Source organism: Ehrlichia muris subsp. eauclairensis, assembly GCF_051097115.1.
GTDB classification, from domain to species: Bacteria; Pseudomonadota; Alphaproteobacteria; order Rickettsiales; family Anaplasmataceae; genus Ehrlichia; species Ehrlichia muris.
The window spans coordinates 930,986-953,270 of record NZ_CP118226.1 but is presented as its reverse complement, the minus strand read 5'-3'; the positions used below and the strand labels follow the sequence as shown (position 1 = coordinate 953,270).

General features: G+C 30.3%; 12 protein-coding genes and 1 tRNA gene. 8 read left to right on the top strand and 5 right to left on the bottom strand.

The features are described 5' to 3' along the window. The first annotated feature begins 14 nt into the window (after window positions 1–14). The 5 genes from rpoB to PVA18_RS03745 all read left to right on the top strand — a co-directional run bounded on the left by rpoB (window position 15) and on the right by PVA18_RS03745 (window position 10,580). A complete protein-coding gene (rpoB, locus tag PVA18_RS03765; protein ID WP_045805090.1) occupies window positions 15–4,157 on the top strand; it encodes a DNA-directed RNA polymerase subunit beta in 4,143 nt (1,380 codons plus the stop codon). Between the two features lie 18 nt (window positions 4,158–4,175). Beyond that, window positions 4,176–8,408 (top strand): DNA-directed RNA polymerase subunit beta', encoded by a 4,233-nt coding sequence (rpoC, locus tag PVA18_RS03760; RefSeq protein ID WP_045805089.1) that lies wholly within the window; start codon window positions 4,176–4,178, stop codon window positions 8,406–8,408. A 221-nt stretch (window positions 8,409–8,629) separates the two neighbouring features. After that, a complete protein-coding gene (locus PVA18_RS03755; RefSeq protein WP_045805088.1) occupies window positions 8,630–9,733 on the top strand; it encodes an aminotransferase class I/II-fold pyridoxal phosphate-dependent enzyme in 1,104 nt (367 codons plus the stop codon). Window positions 9,734–10,063: 330 nt separating this feature from the next. Then, window positions 10,064–10,137: transfer RNA gene (locus PVA18_RS03750), tRNA-Arg, on the top strand. A gap of 26 nt (window positions 10,138–10,163) precedes the next feature. Next, on the top strand, window positions 10,164–10,580 hold the full coding sequence (locus PVA18_RS03745; RefSeq protein ID WP_045805087.1) for a hypothetical protein: 417 nt from the start codon (window positions 10,164–10,166) through the stop codon (window positions 10,578–10,580). 1,240 nt (window positions 10,581–11,820) lie between these two features. Here PVA18_RS03745 and PVA18_RS03740 read toward each other — a convergent pair. Next, window positions 11,821–12,453, bottom strand: a complete 633-nt coding sequence (locus PVA18_RS03740) for a ribonuclease HII (RefSeq protein WP_045805085.1) — start codon at window positions 12,451–12,453, stop codon at window positions 11,821–11,823. A gap of 1,403 nt (window positions 12,454–13,856) precedes the next feature. Continuing rightward, entirely contained in the window at window positions 13,857–14,345 is a 489-nt protein-coding gene (locus tag PVA18_RS03735; RefSeq protein ID WP_045805084.1) for a Na+/H+ antiporter subunit E, read from the bottom strand. A 185-nt stretch (window positions 14,346–14,530) separates the two neighbouring features. Here PVA18_RS03735 and PVA18_RS03730 point away from each other — a divergent pair, with 185 nt between their 5' ends. Next, window positions 14,531–15,106: a MotE family protein gene (locus PVA18_RS03730; RefSeq protein WP_231568521.1), complete on the top strand. Its 576-nt coding sequence runs from the start codon at window positions 14,531–14,533 to the stop codon at window positions 15,104–15,106. 819 nt (window positions 15,107–15,925) lie between these two features. Here the strand turns inward: PVA18_RS03730 and PVA18_RS03725 are convergent. Both PVA18_RS03725 and PVA18_RS03720 read right to left on the bottom strand, forming a co-directional pair. Then, window positions 15,926–16,702 carry a type III pantothenate kinase gene (locus PVA18_RS03725; RefSeq protein WP_045805082.1) on the bottom strand — a complete coding sequence of 259 codons (777 nt, stop codon included), beginning with the start codon at window positions 16,700–16,702 and terminating at the stop codon, window positions 15,926–15,928. 11 nt (window positions 16,703–16,713) lie between these two features. Next, window positions 16,714–17,766 (bottom strand): quinone-dependent dihydroorotate dehydrogenase, encoded by a 1,053-nt coding sequence (locus PVA18_RS03720; protein WP_231568520.1) that lies wholly within the window; start codon window positions 17,764–17,766, stop codon window positions 16,714–16,716. Window positions 17,767–17,928: 162 nt separating this feature from the next. Between PVA18_RS03720 and PVA18_RS03715 the strand changes: the two genes are divergently transcribed. Continuing rightward, a complete protein-coding gene (locus PVA18_RS03715) occupies window positions 17,929–18,513 on the top strand; it encodes a peptide deformylase (protein ID WP_045805081.1) in 585 nt (194 codons plus the stop codon). Between the two features lie 900 nt (window positions 18,514–19,413). Here PVA18_RS03715 and argH read toward each other — a convergent pair. Next, entirely contained in the window at window positions 19,414–20,832 is a 1,419-nt protein-coding gene (gene argH / locus PVA18_RS03710; RefSeq protein ID WP_045805080.1) for an argininosuccinate lyase, read from the bottom strand. A gap of 492 nt (window positions 20,833–21,324) precedes the next feature. Between argH and PVA18_RS03705 the strand changes: the two genes are divergently transcribed. Next, window positions 21,325–21,972, top strand: a complete 648-nt coding sequence (locus PVA18_RS03705; RefSeq protein ID WP_052692818.1) for an alpha/beta hydrolase — start codon at window positions 21,325–21,327, stop codon at window positions 21,970–21,972. Window positions 21,973–22,285 lie beyond the last annotated feature (313 nt).

Below are 22,285 nucleotides of genomic sequence, written 5' to 3'. Positions count from 1 at the left end.
TCTTGAGGGATTTAATGTCTTCTTCTGTAATTTCTACTAAATATGTATTAAATTCTTTTAATTCAGTACCTAGATTGTCTTATGCAAAGTCAATAGATATAAAAGATTCTTTAACTGATTTAATAAAAATACAGAGGGATTCATACAATGCATTTATTGGGGTAGATCAAAGTGCTGAAAGTGGAATAAAGAATATTTTTCAGTCTATGTTTCCTATACAAGATTTGTTAGGTAGGGCTGTTCTTGAATTTGTAAGTTATAGTATTGGTGAACCACAGTATGACGAGTATGAGTGTATAAAAAGAGGTATTACCTTTTCTGTTCCTATACGTATAGTTTTGCGTTTTATAGTATGGAAGGTGCAGGAGGTATCTTTTAAAGAAGTAAAATATGTAGTAGATGAAGAGACTTCAGAAAAAAGTATAAAGTACATGAAAGAGCAGGAAGTTTCCATAGGGGATCTTCCTACTATGACTTCTCATGGAACATTTATTATAAATGGGATAGAGAGAGTAATAGTATCGCAAATGCATCGTTCTCCAGGTGTATTTTTTGATAGTGATAAAGGAAAAACTTATAGTTCTGGGAAATTAATTTATTCAGCTAGAATTATTCCCTATAGGGGTTCATGGCTAGATTTTGAATTTGATATAAAAGATATACTTTACTTTCGTATTGATAGAAAGAGGAAATTACCAATTTTTTTGCTTTTAAGAGCTTTAGGTTTATCTAATAATGATATTCTAGATACTTTCTATGACAAGGTACATTACGTAAGATGTGAAAAAGGATGGATAGTTCGATTTGTTGCTGATAGGTTCAGGGGTGTTAGGTTGTCTCATGATCTTATGGATTCAGATGGAAATGTATTAATAAAGGCCAATACGAGAATTACTTTAAGAATGGCTAAAAAATTGGCTAATGATGGGCTTGTAGAATATTTAGTTCCATTTGATGGAATTCAAGGATTATTTATTGCTAATGACTTGTTAGATCCAAGTGGTAATGCTTTGATTATATCTGCGGGAGAGAATATTACTAGTGAGCATATAAATAAGTTAGAATTATTTAATATAGATGAGATCTTTGTTCTAAATATAGATTTTTTAACGGTTGGTCCATATGTTTTAAATACGTTATTTTTAGATAAGAATGTATCTTATGAAGAGGCACTTTTTGAAATATATAAAGTTTTACGTTCTGGTGAGTCGCCTAGTTTAGATACTATAAAAGCTTTTTTTGATGGATTGTTTTTTGATAAAGAAAGATATGATCTATCTACGGTTGGAAGAATAAAGTTAAATGATCATCTTGGATTGAATGTTAGTGAAGATATTACGGTATTAACTAAAGATGATATAATTCATGTTATAAAGAAGCTGGTGTTGCTAAGAGATGGTGAAGGTTCTGTTGATGATATAGATCATCTTGGTAATCGTAGGGTAAGGTCTGTTGGTGAATTTATTGAAAACCAATTTAGGATTGGGATATTGAGACTTGAAAGAATGATCATGGATTACATGTCTTCAGTAAATTTTGATAATGCAATGCCATGTGATTTTGTAAATCCTAAGATTTTAGCTACGGTTTTAAAAGACTTTTTTAGTTCTTCTCAGCTTTCTCAGTTTATGGATCAAACTAATCCATTGTCTGAGGTTACTCATAAACGTAGGTTATCTGCTTTGGGTCCAGGTGGTTTAACTAGAGAAAGGGCAGGATTTGAGGTGAGAGATGTACACCCGACACATTATGGAAGAATTTGTCCAATTGAAACTCCAGAAGGTCAAAATATTGGATTGATCAGTAGTTTAGCTATCTACGCTCGTATTAATAAACATGGGTTTATTGAAAGTCCATACCGAAAAGTGGATAAAGGAGTTGTTACTGACAAGGTAGAGTACTTATTAGCTATGCAGGAGAGTAATTATTATATAGCCGATGCTAGTGCTACTCTTGATGAAAATAATCAGTTCGTTGATGATATGCTTTATTGTAGGCATGATGGAAATTTTGTTATGGTTAAGAGGGAGGAAGTTGATTATATAGATGTTTCGCCAAAACAAATTGTTTCAGTTGCTGCATCTTTAATACCCTTCTTGGAAAATAATGATGCGAATCGTGCTTTGATGGGTTCTAATATGCAACGTCAGGCAGTGCCACTGTTAAAAGCGGATGCTCCTTTGATTGGTACTGGTATGGAATTGATAGTTGCCGCTGGATCAGGAACAGTTGTTTTAGCTAAACGTGGAGGTATTGTCCATAGAGTAGATGGATTATATATAGTTATTCGTGCGTTTGATCAGGAAAAAAATGAGTATTTAGGTGTTGATATTTATAATTTAAGGAAATTCCAGCGTTCTAATCATAATACTTGTATTAATCAACGACCTTTAGTTAAACCTGGAGATTATGTAAAAGCAAATGATGTTATAGCTGATGGATCAGCAATCGATCAAGGTGAGCTTGCTTTAGGTAAGAATGTGTTAGTTGCTTTCATGTCTTGGCAAGGGTATAACTTTGAAGATTCAATAGTTATTTCAAGTGAGGTTGTAAAAAAAGATGTATTTACTTCAATACATATAGAGGAATTTGAATGTGTAGTGAGAGATACAACACTTGGTCCAGAAAAGATTATGAGATCTGTTCCTGATATCAATGAAGATAGTTTATCTCATTTGGATGATGTAGGAATTGTTAATGTTGGTGCTGAAGTTTCTGCTGGGGATATTTTGGTTGGTAAAGTTACTCCTAGACCTCCAGTTTCTCTACCTCCGGAGACAAAATTATTAGTTACTATTTTTGGTGAAAAAGTATTTGACTGTGTAGATTCTTCACTGTATTTACCACTTGATGTTGAAGGGACGGTAGTTGATGTGCATGTTTTTGTACGTCGTGGGGTTGAAGAGAATGATAGATCTCTCCTAATCAAGCAAAATGAGATTAATGGATTTATAAAAGAAAGGGATTATGAAATTGATGTAGTTAGTGAATATTTTTATGATGAATTGAAGAGAGTTTTAGTAAATTCTGGGATGCAGTATAATAATCAGGATATGAATGATTATTTGGTATCTACTCCAAAAAAGGATTGGTGGGATATTAATTTGTCTAATGAGTATGTATTATCTCAAGTTAAAGACTTAAAGGAAAAGTTTGATTCGATGATTCAAAATGCTCATAGTAAATTCGATCAGAAGATAGACAAGTTAAATTATGGATATGATTTACCACAGGGTGTTTTATGTGTAGTTAAAGTTTTTGTTGCAGTAAAACATAATCTGCAACCGGGAGATAAAATGGCTGGTAGACATGGTAATAAAGGGGTAATTTCCCGCATCGTGCCTGTTGAAGATATGCCATACTTAGAAGATGGAACTCCTGTTGATATTATACTTAATTCTTTGGGCGTCCCTTCTCGTATGAATGTTGGGCAGATATTAGAAACACATTTAGGATGGGCTTCTGTTAATTTAGGAAAAAAGATAGGGCATATATTGGATAATATTGATGAGTTGACAATATCTCATTTGAGGAACTTTTTAGATCAGGTATATGATGGACAAGATTTAAAATATAATATTCAATCTATGAGCGATGATGATCTTTTGGTGTTTGCAGAGAGGTTACGTGATGGTGTACCAATGGCTGCTCCAGTGTTTGAAGGGCCAAAAGATAGTCAAATTTCTAACTTATTAAAGTTAGCTGATTTAGATGTTTCAGGGCAGGTGGATCTTTATGATGGAAGGATTGGTGAAAAATTTGATCGTAAAGTTACTGTGGGATATATATACATGTTGAAATTGCATCACTTGGTGGATGATAAGATACATGCAAGATCTGTTGGGCCATATGGATTAGTAACTCAGCAACCGTTAGGTGGAAAATCTCATTTTGGTGGTCAGCGTTTTGGGGAAATGGAATGTTGGGCATTACAGGCTTACGGAGCTGCTTATACTTTACAAGAAATGCTTACAGTAAAATCTGATGATATTGTTGGAAGAGTTAAGATCTATGAATCTATAATTAAAGGTGATAGTAATTTTGAGTGCGGAATACCAGAGTCCTTTAATGTCATGGTGAAAGAGTTAAGATCATTGTGTTTAGATGTTGCTTTAAAGCAAGATAAGGATTTCTTAAATAATGAAGTGAAAGATTAATAATTAAAGGGTAGTAGTATGAAGATGTTGGATTTGTATGGCTATACTAGTATTGCACAGTCGTTTGATAAGATTTGCATATCTATAGCTAGCCCTGAAAGCATTAGAGCAATGTCATATGGTGAAATTAAAGATATTTCTACTACTAATTATCGTACTTTTAAAGTGGAAAAAGGTGGACTTTTTTGTCCTAAGATTTTTGGGCCAGTGAATGATGATGAATGCTTGTGCGGTAAATATCGAAAAAAACGTTATAGAGGCGTCATTTGTGAGAAATGTGGAGTTGAAGTTACTTCATCAAAGGTACGTAGAGAAAGGATGGGGCACATAGAACTTGTATCTCCTGTAGCACATGTTTGGTTTCTAAAGTCTCTGCCTTCTCGTATAGGAGCGTTACTTGATATGCCGCTTAAGTTGATAGAAAATATCTTATATAGCGGTGATTTTGTAGTTATTGATCCAATTGCAACACCATTATCTAAAGGTGAAGTTATTAGTGAAAGTGCTTACAATCAAGCAAAGGATAATTACGGAGAAGATAGTTTTCTTGCGTTAACTGGAGCTGAGGCTATTAGGGAATTATTAGTCCGGTTGGATTTGCATGCAATTAATGCAAGTCTTAGAGTAGAATTGGAATCTACAACTTCAGAGATGAAGCGCAAGAAAATAGTAAAAAGATTGCGCATTGTTGAAAATTTTATAAATTCTGGGAATAAACCTGAATGGATGATATTAACAGTTATACCAATTTTACCACCTGATTTAAGGCCGCTTGTTTCTTTGGAGAATGGAAGGCCAGCAGTTTCTGATTTAAATCATCACTATCGAACAATCATTAATCGTAATAATAGATTGGGTAAATTGTTAAAGTTGAATCCACCTGCAATTATGATCCGTAATGAGAAAAGAATGCTGCAAGAAGCAGTAGATGCCCTTTTTGATAGTACACGTCGTAGCTATATTTCTAATAAAGCAGGGAGTGTAGGGTATAAGAAATCATTAAGTGATATGTTGAAAGGTAAGCAGGGGCGTTTTAGACAGAATTTGCTGGGAAAAAGGGTAGATTATTCTGGTAGGTCAGTAATAGTTGTTGGTCCTAACTTAAAATTACATCAATGTGGATTACCTAAAAAAATGGCTCTAGAATTATTTAAGCCGTTTATTTGTTCGAAATTAAAAATGTATGGTATTGTGCCAACAGTGAAATTAGCAAATAAGATGATACAAAACGAAAAGCCAGAAGTTTGGGATATTTTGGATGAAGTGATACATGAACATCCGATATTATTAAATAGAGCACCTACTTTACATAGATTAGGCATACAGGCATTTGATCCAGTTTTAATAGAAGGTAAGGCAATACAGTTACACCCTTTAGTATGTAGTGCTTTTAATGCTGATTTTGATGGAGATCAAATGGCAGTGCATATTCCATTATCACTAGAAGCTCAGCTTGAGGCTAGAATATTGATGATGTCTACTAATAATATTTTGAGTCCTTCTAATGGTAAGCCGATAATTGTTCCTTCAAAAGATATAGTACTTGGAATATATTACTTAACGTTACAGGATCAGGTTCAACCTGAAGATGAAGTTTTATTCTTTGGTGATTTTAGTCATGTAGAATACGCTTTACATAATAAGGATGTGCATATATGTACTAAAATTAAATATAGAATGACTTATTGTAATTATGATGTATCAGATGAAGAGCCTTCATATTGTTCTAAAATAATTGAAACAACTCCTGGTAGATTGATATTGTGGCAGATATTTCCGCAACATAAAAATTTAACTTTTGATCTAGTAAATCAGGTTTTAACTGTAAAGGAAATTACATCTATAGTTGATTTAGTGTATCGGAGTTGTGGTCAAAGTGAAACTGTTGAGTTTTCAGATAAATTCATGTCTCTTGGATTCAAATATGCTTCACAGTCTGGTATTTCATTTGGATGCAAAGATATGATTATTCCAGATACAAAGACAATGCATGTAGATAATGCTAGTGAAAAAATTAAGGAATTTGCTGTGCAATATCAGGATGGCTTGATTACAAGAAGTGAAAGATATAATAAAGTAATAGATGAATGGTCTAAGTGTACTGATTTGATAGCTAAGGATATGATGAAAGCTATTTCTGTGTATGATGTAGAAAGTAAATTAAATTCTATTTATATGATGGCTCATTCTGGTGCTAGGGGATCTGCATCACAGATGAAACAATTAGCAGGAATGAGAGGGTTAATGGCTAAACCTTCAGGTGAAATTATTGAAACTCCTATAATATCTAACTTCCGTGAAGGATTGAATGTATTTGAATATTTTAATTCAACTCATGGGGCAAGAAAAGGTTTAGCAGATACCGCTTTGAAAACTGCAAATTCTGGATATTTAACTCGTAGGCTTGTTGATGTTGCTCAAGATTGTATAGTTGTTGAATATGATTGTAAAACACACAATGGATTTGCTATAAGATCTGTTGTTGAAGGTGGAACTGTAGTTGAGACGTTAGATAATATTATACTTGGAAGAGTTGCTGCTGTTGATGTTTATAATCCTATTACTGAAGAATTGCTTGTTAAAGCTGGAGAGTTAGTAGATGAAGCTAAAGTTGAGAAAATAAAGATAGCTGGATTAGATGCTGTAAAAGTAAGATCTCCTCTTACTTGTGAAGCTAAAAAGGGTATTTGTGCTTTATGTTATGGTAGAGATCTTGCTATTGGTGATGTTGTATCAATAGGTGAAGCTGTTGGTGTAATAGCAGCTCAGTCTGTTGGTGAACCTGGTACTCAATTGACTATGCGTACTTTCCATGTAGGTGGTACTGCGATGAGAGGTGTTGAAACTTCAAACTTAATAGCATTATTGGATGCTAAGGTAAAATTAGTAAACAGTAATGTTGTTGAAGATAAATATGGTAATAAGATTATTATGAGTAGGTCTTGTGAAGTAGTCTTGCTTGATAGTGTGGGTAACGAAAAGATGCGTAATAGTATACCTTACGGTGCAAGACTTTATGTTAATGATGGTCAATTAGTAAAAATTACAGAAAAAATTGCTGAATGGGATCCTTATACAATGCCTATTATTACAGAAAAAACAGGTATCATTAAGTATATGGATTTAATAGATGGTGTTTCTATTAATGAAGTATTAGATGAATCTACTGGTATTTCTAATAGGGTAGTAGTTGATTGGAAATTACATTTACAAGGTGCTAACCTCAGGCCTAGATTAGTTTTAATTGATGACAATGATAATGTAATAACACTATCTAATGGATTAGAAGCAAATTATTTGATACCAATAGGGGCAGTACTAAATGTTCAAGATGGGCAAAAAGTTCATGCTGGGGATGTAATAACAAGAATTCCGAGAGAATCTATAAAAACTAGAGATATTACAGGGGGGTTACCGAGGGTAATTGAGTTATTTGAAGCGCGTCGTCCAAAAGAACATGCTATAGTAAGTGATGTTGATGGTTATGTTGAATTTGGAAAAGATTATTATAGGTCTAAAAGGCGTATATTTATTAGGCCAGTAGATAGTAGTTTGGCGCCTGTTGAGTATTTAGTGCCTAAAGGTAAACATACTATTGTAAATGAAGGGGATTTTGTGCACAAAGGGGATTTGTTGATGGATGGTGATCCTGATCCTCATGATATATTACGTGTTTTAGGGATCGAGGCACTAGCAAATTATATGATCTCTGAAATTCAGCAAGTTTATAGGTTACAGGGTGTACGTATTGATAATAAACACATAGAGATAATTTTAAGACAGATGTTACAAAAAGTTGAGATATTTGAACCAGGGGATACTATGTATTTAGTTGGAGAGAATGTAGATATGGAAGAAGTCATAAAGACTAATGATAATATGGTAAAAATAGGTAAATCTCCTGCTAAGTATGCTCCAATACTTCAAGGGATTACTAGAGCAAGTCTTGATACTAATTCATTTGTTTCTGCTGCATCATTCCAGGAGACTACCAAAGTATTAACAGAAGCAGCATTTTCTGGTAAGGAAGACTCTTTATATGGGTTAAAAGAGAATGTGATAGTAGGTCGACTGATACCTGCAGGTACAGGATTTTTAATGAATAAAATCAAGAAGCTATCTTTATTAAATAAAGAAGATTATTCTATGTATTATAATAATGAATATCAGGATCCAGCATTACTCCAACGTGATGATAATGTTTTGAATCAAGGATTGCCTAAAGATACAAACAGTATTGTTGACTATTAAACAATATAAAAGTACTTATGTTTTAGTAGATGGTTCTTCCTTTTAGATGTGGGGGGATTTAAATCTCATGTTTGTGGTGTGGTTGCTTAATTGAATAATGTTAGAGTACGTTGGTTTAATCCCTGCTATGCTTTCTCTAGAATTTATGTTTTATATTACAACTTTACATTTAAGTGTAGCTTTATAAAAAGGCATAATAGGTTTATTTGTGTAAATGTTAAATGTTAGATAAAATATTAAATCGAGAGCTCATTAAGTTGAGGGTTGACAATCTATATAGAGAACCTTCTGCTATCACTAAATCTGAAACAGGTAATGTAATTTATCAAAATGATAAAAAATTAGTTTCTTTTTCTTGTAATGATTATTTAGGTTTAATAGGACATCCGTTATTAAAAGAATCGGCTATAAATGCAATAAATAATTATGGTGTAGGAGCTGGTGCTTCACGTATGATTACAGGTAGTAATGTCATTTATCAATGCTTAGAAAATAAATTGGCAAAATTGTATCATACAGAAATGGCTTTGGTATTTAGTAGTGGTTATCTGACAAATGTGGGGGTTATTTCTGCTTTGGTACATAGGCATGATATGATCATTGCTGATAAATTAGTACATTCTTCTATTATTGATGGTATTAAGCTTTCCTCTGCCAAGCATTATAGGTTTGAGCATAATGATTATAAGCATTGTGAGGATATGTTAAAGGAATATAGAGGCTTGCATAAGCACTGTTTTATTGTAGTTGAGCAAGTGTATAGTATGAATGGTGATATTGCTCCAATTGATCAGCTAAGAAAATTAGCAGAGAAGTATAATGCATGGCTTATTACAGATTGTGCTCATGGGTTTGGATTAATACCTCGTGCTAGTTCAGATATATATATTGGTACTTTATCCAAGGCAGTTGGGGTTTTGGGTGGGTATGTATGTGCATCAAAAGTTGTTATAAAGTATATACAAAATAAGGCTAGAACTTTTATGTATACAACTGCTCTACCTCCAATGGTGATTGCAGCTGCAAGCTCTGCATTAGACATTATAGGCGAATCTATTAATGATACTCCTATTAAGCTGGCTAAATTTTTTTGTAAGAATCTAAATCTTACTGAGCCTAGTAGCCATATAGTGCCATTGATTATGAAAGATATAGATAGTGTTTTATATGCGCAACAAATTTTAAGAGAAGAGGGGTTTCTTGTTGTGGCGATACGCCCTCCTACTGTACCCACTCCAAGACTTAGGTTTGTATTTAGTGTGAATCACAGCTTATCAGATATAGAAAAATTATGTGAAGTTATAAAACGAAATGGGTTAGTATAAACATTGTTATATGTAAAAAGTATTAGATTATGGGGATGTAATTGTTTGATATGTAATGTCTTCTTATCTAGATTCTATTGTATAGCGTATTGGTACTACCATCTAATGTTAGAAACTTTAGTTAACATATAATATGAATGATAAGTAAAGGCGGATTAAGATGCCTATTATATAAAATATTTGCTATAGGTTTGTATTAGAGAGTTTTGTATAACATATTCTGTTTGGTTAATGTTATCCATTATATTAGAATATTTTCTGCGAGCTAAGAATAGAGTGTTGAAAATTTGTTTACATTGTATGGATAATCTATATGATTGAAAGTGTATTGGGGCCGTAGCTCAGTAGGATAGAGCATTAGATTCCTAATCTGGAGGTCGTGCGTTCAAATCGCACCGGTCCCATGAGGTATATAGTGGTATGTCTATAGATGATAGAAGTTTATAGTTTGTTATTTGTTGACAGTTTAGTAGCTGCTCTTATTTTACCCTTAAATAAAATATTTGTGTTTAAAGTAATGGCTTATTTTGGGGGATATAGTTATGTTTTGATGATTTTAATATCGGCATTAGGAGCAGTTGTAGGAGGAATTGTTAATTGGATATTAGGTAGAATGATAATTTTTGCACGTATAGAATATCATAAGGTGCAGGATGATTATGGGAAACTAGGTGTTTATATAAAATTGATCTTGATGTTATTAACGTTGCTATGTTCTTGGATTCCAGTATGGGGGGGCATAATTAATATATTGTCTGGATATTTTAGAATAAAAATATTAAACCTGGCAGTATTACTTTTTTTTTCTTATTTTGTATATCTTACTTATTGTATAATAGTATTATAGATAAACTAATGTATGAAATATAATCAAAATTGAAGATTTGACTTAGTAGTGCTAGGAAAAAAAGCTTATATATTAGATTGAAATTGGTAAGGTTTGATATAACTCAAATTTTCTCTTATATGGTTTTTAGAAAATGTTCTATAGCATTACAGTACTTCTGACTTAAAATTAAAACTCTAGCTAATCTATGGTCAATATGTTATTCAGTTTTTTCAGATCCTTAAGCATACTATTATCTAATAATATTTTTGAATCATGTGCTTCTGTTTCTATAGAACTAAACTGACCTAAAGGAGAAAATCAATTTTATTACAAATTGCTGAGCTGTGACTGCTTTATTGCAATTGCAGATTCGATTTGTTCTCTAGTTAACAATATATTATTGTTTTAAATAATACTAAAATTACTATCCATGTTGGGTATTGTAAGATTTACTTTACTGAAAGTAGTGATCTTACTTGTATTTTTTATACCTTGTCTTAAAGAAACAATTACATTTTGTTTGTATAACAAATTACCATTAGTATTGAAGTTCATACAAAGTCTTTAATACTTCACATAGTATCTCGCTAGCTAACATTTAGGTATTTGTCTAAAAACTGTATTTAGTATTTGACAGAAATGCTTAAGTTGTGCTAAAAGTAAGGCTTAATTCATAAAAAAGTTGTCATATAAGAAGATAAAGTCTTTAATAAAAACTCTTTATTATCTTTCTCAGATAAATTAATTAATAGGATCACTTGTTGCAGTATATGTATGCTTCTGTAATTTAAATCTTTGACAGTATCTTTGTGAGAATAAAGAAAATACCTTTTTATTATTGTAACTTTCAAGTAAGAATATGACTTCTTTTTACGATTGAAACTCATATTACCATTAAATCTAACAAGATACTAATTTAACATTATGGATAAAATTACTACTAAACAATTTATTCAGTTGATTTGTATTTTTTATCTCTGGTATATTGATACACATATTCTCAGTTGAGAACTATCTTTAGTGCTACTATCACTTGCGTAAATATTTTATTACTTAATCCTATTGTAAGTTGACTCTTATGTTGCCATTATTATAGTCTTGTGATGAAATAAACTGTGTTATAAATTTTAGTAATCAAATCTGATTACTATGGTTACTTATGTTAGTACAGTTTTGATGAAACGACATGTATTTGAACATAGGAAGGCTTAAAGATTTGTTTCACTAATGTATTAATAATATTGTTTCTATCTATTTATTATTCACTATAAAGTTTAGTAATCTGTGATACTGGAGCAAATGTGTTTCTATGGTGTATAGTTTTACCATATTTATATAAGGATTCTAAGTGATGTTTAGTTCCATATCCTTTATTTTTGTTCCAGTCATATTGTGGGTACTGTACATGCAACGTTTCCATTAACCTATCTCTTGTAACTTTTGCAATTATAGATGCTGCAGCAATTGATATACTAATATTATCTCCGTCTATAATAGCTTTTGTATTCCATGGTAGATCTGGTGGAACCTTATTTCCATCTACTATTACGTAGTCTATATTAGAATTTAAACCGCTAAGGGCTCTTTGCATTGCAATATGTGTGGCATTTAGTATGTTGTGCTGATCAATTTCATGTATGTCAGCAAGCCCTATACTCCATTTTATTATAGGGGTGATTATGTTGTAAATTTCTAACCTTTTCTTTGGAGTAAGCTTTTTTGAGTCCTTGATATTATATGTAATATGATTGTCATGTTTCAGAAAAAAAACAGCAGCTGATACTACAGGACCGGCCAATGAGCCGTATCCTACTTCATCAACTCCTACTATAATGCAATTCTTGTTGTTTATTGATTTTGATATTTTATTTTCTATAGAAAAATCTGGCATAGAGTTTATTTTATAATTTACCTAAGGATTAGTGATATTTTGAATTGAAATAATAAGTATATTTATACTTGAGATTTATTGATAAAGAAAGTTTTTTAACATGAGGGAATTATATGAGTAGTGGGTATGTATTTTAGGGAGAATTTTAATTCAGTATATATTAAAGGTTAAGAGCATTATTTATAGTTGTCAGAATAAATGATGATAGATCTTATCATTGAGTACAATTATAAATACCTTATAAAATCAAAAGTTTCTATAGATCTCTTTTGGCATGGTAACCATTGATTGATTTAATGTTGATAAATTTATACCATAGTTTAATTGGAATATTAGGGAAGTCTGCGACTTCTAGTAAAGTGAACCCTGTAGTAAACAGATATAGCAGTAATCTTACTGTTGTTTGGGTGATGATATGTTGTATGAAGCAAACACATCTAAGATTGCGATAGAGAAGTCATAGTTCTAGCCAATATGTAGTATATTAGGTTGATTAAATTAATTATTCTTTTTAGACAATTTGGTGCTGTGTAGGTAAGAGTACATTATTGAAAAATATTTTTTTAATGGTGCTTTAGAATCTTAAAAAGACTGAACAGTATACATAGTATTATTGAAGAGAAAATGGAATCTTTATTGTCAAATACAGAATCAAGCATTTGTTAAGATGGGACTGATCATGGATTAGCTAAAATTTGGATTGAAATTGCATGTTAAATCAAGGAAGACTTGAAGTTAAAGTATCTAAAGCAAGTTCTCAAAATATTGTCTGAGATAAAAGGGAGGGATTTTATGAATATGCGTTACAAAGTAAATGTTGAACATATAGTGTTAAGAAAGTAATACTCAGTTTTCAGAAAATCAGTGATAGTAAGTATGAATATTTTGAAAAATTATAAACAACAAAGAACAGATAGTGTAAGCAGTAATTCAAATATTAGATGTTCCTTTAAAATCTTATGCCTATAGATGTTATTGACTAGCTGATAAGTAATATAAATGTTTTGTCACATAATAAAAATGTAATATGCAATTTTTAAGAATCAGTTATAATAATAATAATAATTCAAGGTATAATACTTCTAAAGAGTCCTGAACCTGTAAATATTATTAGTCAAGTGATAACTTAGTATCAGCGTTCTATTCACTAAGTAGAGAGAAACTAGTATTAATCTGCAGTAGATTTATCTTTCTATTATTGAAGGTGCTGTTACTGCGTAGTAATTTGTAATTATCTATGTTTGTAGATATTTTGTAGTTTTGTATTATTAAAATTTAGTCATTTCTGTATTATAAGTTTATTTCATGGGTTAATGCTTTGTGTTTGTGAAATTTTTATCTTGGATATAGCTATGGAATAAAGAACATATTGTATATTTGTTGTGCAGTGGGGGTTTTTATTGTTATATGCTTGCAAGCTTATTGTCAATATCTGTTGCACCAGACATTGAATCTTCATCTATAGCTAAAACTCTTATTTTATATGAGCTAGAGGATTCTATGGCATTTATGCTGACTGTTCCAGGGGTAAGTGTGATAGAATTTACGACTATTGATATGCCTAAATCAGTAGTTTGTTTGGTCTGTATGACTCTAAAAATTGCTGAATCTATTTTTGACCTAAAATTCCATACTTTTTTTGTTATATATATGTTAGATAGTATAACCTGTTGTATGATCCAAAAGAAGTAACGTAGGAAATTAAGCATACAAGGAAAAAATTGTTTTTTTATGTAGTAAATGTCATGGTCATTTAGCGGTGTAACATTCTTCAACATTCTTGTCATAACTAATGTAGTTATACAACTTACAATACCTAGTGTTATGAAAAATAAATCAAAGTACCCTGATAAGGCAAACCAAAATGTGAACAATGTAAAAAACGTCTTCACTGTTTCATATTATTAAAGTGTTTTAAACTATAAGCAATGTCAGTATAAAAAATACTATAATTATTTATTGCTAAATCATGATAGTGTTTTATTATAACATAACTTGATTCTAAGCTTCATTGTATAATAGTTTTTTTGATAGTATGCAAGTGATTTATGTTATTAATATAATATTAATGTTCTGTATGACTGGAATTTTATTACATCATTTTTATAATATTAATGATGATAAAGTTGTAGAATTCGGTTTGTTAGACAATGTTGAATTTGTAAAAAATAGTAGTTATTTTCCTAGAAATGCAAAGCAAAAAATAAAATTATTTCCAATAGATGATGGATCTATATCTGTTGTAGATTTACAAGATTGGTATTCCCGTTTATTAGAACAAGAAGACAGGTTAAAAAATAAAGAGATTTTGTTGAGAACTGTTGAGCAACATAATAATGAGCAGGTGTTGTATTTAGAAGAGATGAAAAGAAAGTTAGTATCATTAATTAATATTGATGACCAAAATTATGATGAAAAAGTATATAGCTTAGTGAAAATATATGAAAGTATGCCTGTAAAATTGGCTGCTGAAATATTTGGATTATTAGATATGAACTTACTCATGTTAATAACTAATTATATTGATAAGAGTACTTTGTCAGATATATTATTACATGTTGATCCAAATATGATTGAAAAGATTAAAGAATTATCTACAGACATATCTAAGCAATGTGATTGTAATAATAATATTATTAAGAGTAGAGTTTAATATTACTGATATATGAATAACATATGATTTATGATAACTAGTAAGTTGGTTATATAGTGCTTATTAACTTAATACTAGCTTGTATCTTTAATTAAAGTGTGTCTACACATATCTAAGTAATGTGATTGTAATAGTGATATTACTAAAAATGGATTTAGGTGTTGTAGTGGTATTAATTAACATGTGATTTGGATAATTAGTAGCCGGTTTGTAGTACTAATTAGTTAATATTGCTTCTGGTATAAAGGATATATAAGTAAAAGTTACTTATATATATTCATTATTGAAAATGTTATTTTTTGTATTTCACAAAAGTTTTTTGTATTGTCAACTGGATATTAAACTTGGATAGTTTCATAAATAATGTTGTGTATAAGAAATGTAGTTGTGGGATATAGGATGTGTTGGGTTATAGAACTTTTTACATAGTTTGTTATTGATATGTGTCACATATCTTAAGATATAAAGATTTATTATTTTGATAAGTGTTGTTTTCGTGTTTATGAGAGGAATGGTATCTATAGCTCTATTAGATTGATTTATGTGCTTTATAGATATATTAAGCTTTATGCTTGAATTTTATCATAGATAAGATATTTCACTTTAAGCATTGGAATAATGTTAATACGTGTTTTTAATTATTAAAGTATTAGTAGTAGTGTATAAAATTTATAAGAAAAGTTTATAGCGTATTGGTTAATCCTTAGTGTCAATAATATATTGATTTTGTGTAGGTTACGCAACTATATGTAATGAGTAAAACATGAAGAACATTGTATTTGTTCTACTATATCAGAGATTATTGTAGTAAGGTATTTATTATTTGTTATCGAGTATATTATGCAATTGTATTAGACCTCTTATGGTCAGGTCTGCTTCAATATTGTTAATAGCAGTTTTATGTTCAAAAAATAAATGGGAGTTTCCTCCTGTTGCTACTACGTGTAATCCTTTTCCTTCTTCATTGGTTATTTTTTCAATCATTCCATTGATCATACTGATGTATCCCCAATATATTCCTGATTCCATTGCATGGTATATGTTGTTTTGTATTACTTTATCTTGTTTTGATACTAATACCTCTGGTAATAATGCGGTATATTGACGCATACTTTTTGCTAGAATATGTGCTCCAGGTGCTATGACTTGTCCGTATATACATTTGTCACTACTTAATAAATTAAATACTGTTGCAGTTCCCATACCTATTATTAGTAAGTCTTGGTTGGGATACAAGTTACTTGCTGCGATTATATCTGCTAATCTGTCTGAGCCTAGTGCTTTGTTTTGTAGGTTTATCTTGATATTAAAAAGGTCTGCATGATGATTATCCAAGATTATAGGATCTGTATTAAAGTAATTTCTACTTAATTCTATAATTGATGTTGTTATACTTGGAACTACACTTGATATAATAATGTTATTGATATTCTGGTAATTAATATTTAGTTGATTTATTGTGGAATTTAAATAGATGAAATATTCATCAGCTGTTCTTCTTGGTTGAGAAGAGATAGTTATTGTTTTTACTATTCTATTGTTTACACAGATTGCGAATTTTATATTTGTATTACCTACATCTATTGTGACAAACATATTTAAACCTATTAGTAATTATGACCTATTGCATGACGTACTGTTGGAAATCCGTCTGCAGCTAGAAGATCGGCTAATTCTAAACTTATCTTATTGGCTATATTGAGTCCGTTATAAACTATGGCAGTATATAACTGTATTAGTGATGCACCTGCTTTTATTTTTTCATATGCATGATACCCAGTACTTACCCCACCACAACCTATTAGTAGGAGCTTCCCTTGGGAAGCTTGATATATTTCAGATAGTACTTCTGTTGATAGATCAAACAGTGGTTTTCCACTTAATCCGCCATGTATCTTTATATTTGTATTTAGTAGTTTATTGTGTTGTGATGAAGTGTTACTTATTATTAAACCACTGATTTTATATTTTATTGCTAGGTCTACAATATCCTGTTTTTTATCATCACTGATGTCTGGTGAAATTTTTAACATTATAGGAACAGATTCTGCATAATCTGTTAGCTTTCGAATCTCAGATATAGCTGTCAATAATTCTGATAAAAGTTCTTTTTTTTGAAATTCATGTAATCCTGGAGTATTAGGAGATGATATGTTGATTGTAATGTAATTACTTAGACCATATACTTTCTTCACTAAGTCAAAATAGTCTTGAATGGGATCACTGGATTTTTTATTAAATCCTATATTAATACCAAATATGCAATGATTAAGCTTGATGTTGTTTACCTTATTAATTAGGAAATCTACTCCTTTATTATTAAATCCTAAACTATTAATTATTGCTTTTTCACTGATTAATCTATGTATACGTGGTTTCTTATTCCCGTGTTGAGGGTATTTTGTTACTGTTCCTACTTCGACAAATCCAAAACCAGCTGATAATAAGGGCTGTATTACTTCTGCATTTTTATCAAACCCAGCTGCAACTCCTATGGGAGTTCTTAGAAGCTTATTGAAGACTTGTATATTAAGAGATCTTGGAATTTCGATTTTGTTTACAGGAATCAAGTTATTTTTTAGTGCAAAAATTACTAATTGATGTGCAATTTCTGGTGGTATACAGAATAACGGATTGGTGAATATCTGTTGTAGTAACACAGTATTTAATGATTAATTTATACGCATATGCACTGATTATATCAGTTTTTTATAAAAATACTACTTGTATAACTAATAAATGTGTATAACAACTCTTAAGATAATGAAATATATAGAATTATACTATAAATTGCTTATACTAAAAGTTGAGAGGAATATAATATGAATATCTTATCTGTTGATAATGTTCAAGATTTACGAAATTTGCATGCTATATCTCATCCTATTGAAAAGGTAGATCAAGAAATTATAGCGCTAGCTAATGACATGATGAAAGTTATGGAATATAGCAAGACTGTAGGTTTATCTGCAGTTCAACTTGGTAATCATAGTAGAATGTTTATCATCAATATGTTTAGTGGATTGTTTGATGTTGCACAGGATATGAAGGTTTTATCTGGGCATCATTCATTACATGGTAAAAATATGATATGTATAAATCCTGAAGTCCTCAGCTTTTCTGCTGAAACTGTTGATTTATTTGAGGGTTGTTCATCTGCTAAATCATATGGACTAATTAATATTACAAGACCAAAACATATGGATTTAAGGTATACAGATTTATTGGGGAATGAATGTATAGTAAGAGTCTATGGTTGGCTTTCTAGATGCATGCAGCATGAACTTGATCATTTGAATGGAATATTATTAGCTAATGTTGTAGATAATATAAAAAATAACTGTGTACATAGTATCTCTCAGGAGGATCATAGTGTAGTACATATAGTGCTTGTAAATAAAAAATAACATTCTTCAATTCATAAAGAGTAGTATCTTTAACAGAAACAATGAGTTATTTAAAATACATTATGATTACAGTGTTGAGATGTAATTAATAGAATATTGATGTGTGTACAGTCGAAGTAAGGTTAGTGGATATGATTACCGTATAATAGGTTATTGATCTAATTAATTAGATTATCGTTTTATATTAATATAGAGTCTATGTTAATTATGGTTTTTAATGTTGCACAGACTTCTATTTGAGAGGGTATACTTGTTGATTATGATTTGCAAGGTAGTTATGTGGTTTTCATTTTGTTATATATAAAAGGAAATACTTAATTGTATAATATTGTTGTAATTATGAAAATCACTGCCTGCTTTCTTAAGCTGTTACAGCCTATTTGTTGTTTTTGAGTACCTGTACTAAGTTCTACTAATAGCATAATCTTGGTAAAAAATGTGATTCTAGTGCATTAACTAAAGTTATTATTGGATTTATAATAACTCTTTTGTTATATCATGAGAAAGTGATTCTTATAAAGATAAATATTATTTGGTTGTTATAAAATATTGGATGAATTTAGTAGTAGTATAATAATTCGTAGAATATTGCATCTACAAAAAATTGTTAATTTCGGAGCTTTAGTTAATGATACTATCTAGTAAGATTAATCAAGTTTCTACTAGTGAAGTTTCAAGCTGATAAAAATTTAATACTTGAAGTGTATTATTATTTTTCTTGTTAATTATTTATATTAAAAATTAGGTGGAAATATAATTGAACATCTTATCTGTTGATATTTTGCTTAATATTAACAAGACTAAGAAATGAATGATGATTAAAATTATCTCAAATGCGACTTAATTATTTATTACAATATGGTTATCTTACAAGATGTGGTAGTTTCATATAAAAGCAAATTATGCATTACTTTTATTTTCTGAGTGTAAAGGAATAATATTACTAAGGTATGATTTCCCTTTTTTTATTGCTTCCATTACATTAGTAGGAGCAGTTCCTCCATAACTAGTTTTACTAGCCACTGAATTTTCTACTGATAATATTGAAAAGACATCTTCAGTTATGGAAGGAATGATTGTTTGTATTTGTTCTAGAGTTAATTCATCTAATTTACAGTGATTTTGTTCAGCTAATTTAACTATTTGACCGGTAATTTGATGAGATTCTCTAAATGAAAGGTGAAGATTTTTTACTAGCCAATCTGCGAGATCTGTTGCTGTTGAATAGTCATGTTCTGCAGCTTTTAGCATATTGTTTTTATTAATAGTGATGTTATTTAACATGCTATTCATTGCTTCTATACACAACATTAAATTGTTTGCTGCGTCAAATAAGGGTTCTTTGTCTTCTTGCATGTCTTTGCTATATGCTAGTGGGAGTCCTTTCATAACAACTAGTATTTGGTTTAGTGATGCGAAAATCCTTCCTGTCTTCCCTCTGATAAGCTCTGCTGCATCTGGATTTTTCTTTTGTGGCATTATTGAACTTCCAGTTGTGATGTTATCAGAAAGTATTATAAATTTAAAATTATAACTGCACCAGAGTATAATCTCTTCCGCTAGTCTTGATAAATGCATTATGCATATTGAAGCATTTGATAAAAATTCAATAACATAATCTCTATCTGATACTGTGTCTATAGAATTTTCTGTTGGAGTATCAAACCTTAATTCTTGTGAAATAAAATGTCTATCTATTGGAAAAGATGTTCCTGCTAGTGCTGCAGATCCAGCGGGACATTGGTTCATACGTTTATATAGATCTTGCCAGCGTGAGCGATCTCTTTTTAACATTTCAAAATATGCCATTAAATGATGACCTAATGTTACAGGTTGAGCAATTTGTAAATGTGTAAATCCTGGCATAATAGTATTATAATGAGCTTCAGCTATATTAAGTATAGTTTGTTGTAATTCATGTAACTGAGTCTCTAATTTTACTATTGATTTCCGTATCCAGAGTTTAAAATCTGTTGCAACTTGGTCGTTGCGAGATCTTGCAGTGTGCAATTTTCCTGCAATACTACCTATCATTTTTTTTAAGCTATGTTCTATATTCATGTGTATATCTTCTAGATCTGTACTAAACTCAAAAGTACCAGATGAGATTTGGTTATGTATTACCTCTAATCCATGAATAATAAGTTGTCCTTCATATTTGCTGATAATTTTTTGGTTAACTAGCATTTTGCAATGTGCTATTGATGCAGCTATATCTTCTTCATATAACGTTTTATCGAACGATATTGATTCGTTAATCTTTTTCATAATATCACTAGGAGATGTACTAAATCTTCCTCCCCATAAAGGATTCTTCATATGATTGCTTGTTATTATGACTTATTGTTATATTATCTTGAAAACAACTAGAAATTACAATGATATTTAGTTTTTTTATGTGATTAATGTGTGTTTTGTTGTAAAAACATTGTTATAAAAAGAATTTAGTAATGTATTTGATGCATATAACAATTAAATAATGATTTTAATATCTTTAATATTTTTACATTGAGGAAAGTAGTATTGTCCATAAATTCTGTTTATGAGTATGTAAGGTGTTTATATTATAAGATGAAATATGGAGAGATGGTTCTTTAAATGTGGTACATATTCAAGCTGATTGCTGGATTGAAAAATTTATATATGATCTTGAATACAAATATTTTAATTTGTATGTTCTATTATGAGCGTGGTTTTATATAAGAGTTTTTGTATTGGTAATTTTATTGCTATTGTTTATACATATTTAGTGTTTTTTGTTTGGTAAATAGTGATATATATTTACGTCTGTTAATATGTAGGAGAGATGTTGTGAGTGTAATTATTGATGGACCTAGTTTTAGTTCTGGTAGTTCTGTGAATATTTTGGTTGTATTACTTCATGGGAGAGGAGCGACTGGTAATAGTATACTATCATCAGTAGGGCATTCTATGGGTAAACTCTTACCTGATGCTTACTTTATAGCTCCTAATGCTCATATAAAATATGGAGATACAGGATATGCATGGTTTAGCGGACGTGATTTTTTTGAAGATGTAATATTTTCTGATATGGAAAAAGCAGCCTTGATTGTAAATAATTTTATAGATCTACAATTAAAAAGTCTTGGTCTAAGTGATGATAAATTAGTTTTGATGGGATTTTCTCAGGGAGCAATGTTAGCAGTACATATAGCATTGTTAAGGCAGAAAAAATGTGCTTCTGTAATATCTTATTCAGGAGCTATAATATGTCCAAATTACTTGAAACATAGAATAAATGTAAAACCTGATATTTGTGTGATTCACGGAACAGAAGACGAAGTAGTACCATTCTCATTTTTTGATGGTGCTGTTGAATTTTTATTGAATAATGATGTACCTTTAGAAAGTCATGCAATTTCTGGATTAGATCATAGTGTCAGTAATACTGGTATAGAGATAGGTGCAAGATTTATAGCAAATAGGCTCTCTTCCTGATTAGTTTTTAGATAAGTTTTCGACATGTAAATTCGTGTACCTTAATTTATGTTAATAGTGATATTTCTTATATAGATCTATATAGAATTACACTATACGTTGTTAGTTTTTTTAATAAAAACAATAAGTAAATAATATCAAAAATACTACAAAGATAGTGTATATTGTTACTAAATGAAAGCACATCATAATATTATTTTATATGTTAAGAGATATAATTAATGATCTATGACAGAAGAATTATTATACTGATATACTGAAAAAAAAGTTATAGGTATCAGGTATATTGTTCTATATTATCCTAAATCTAGTA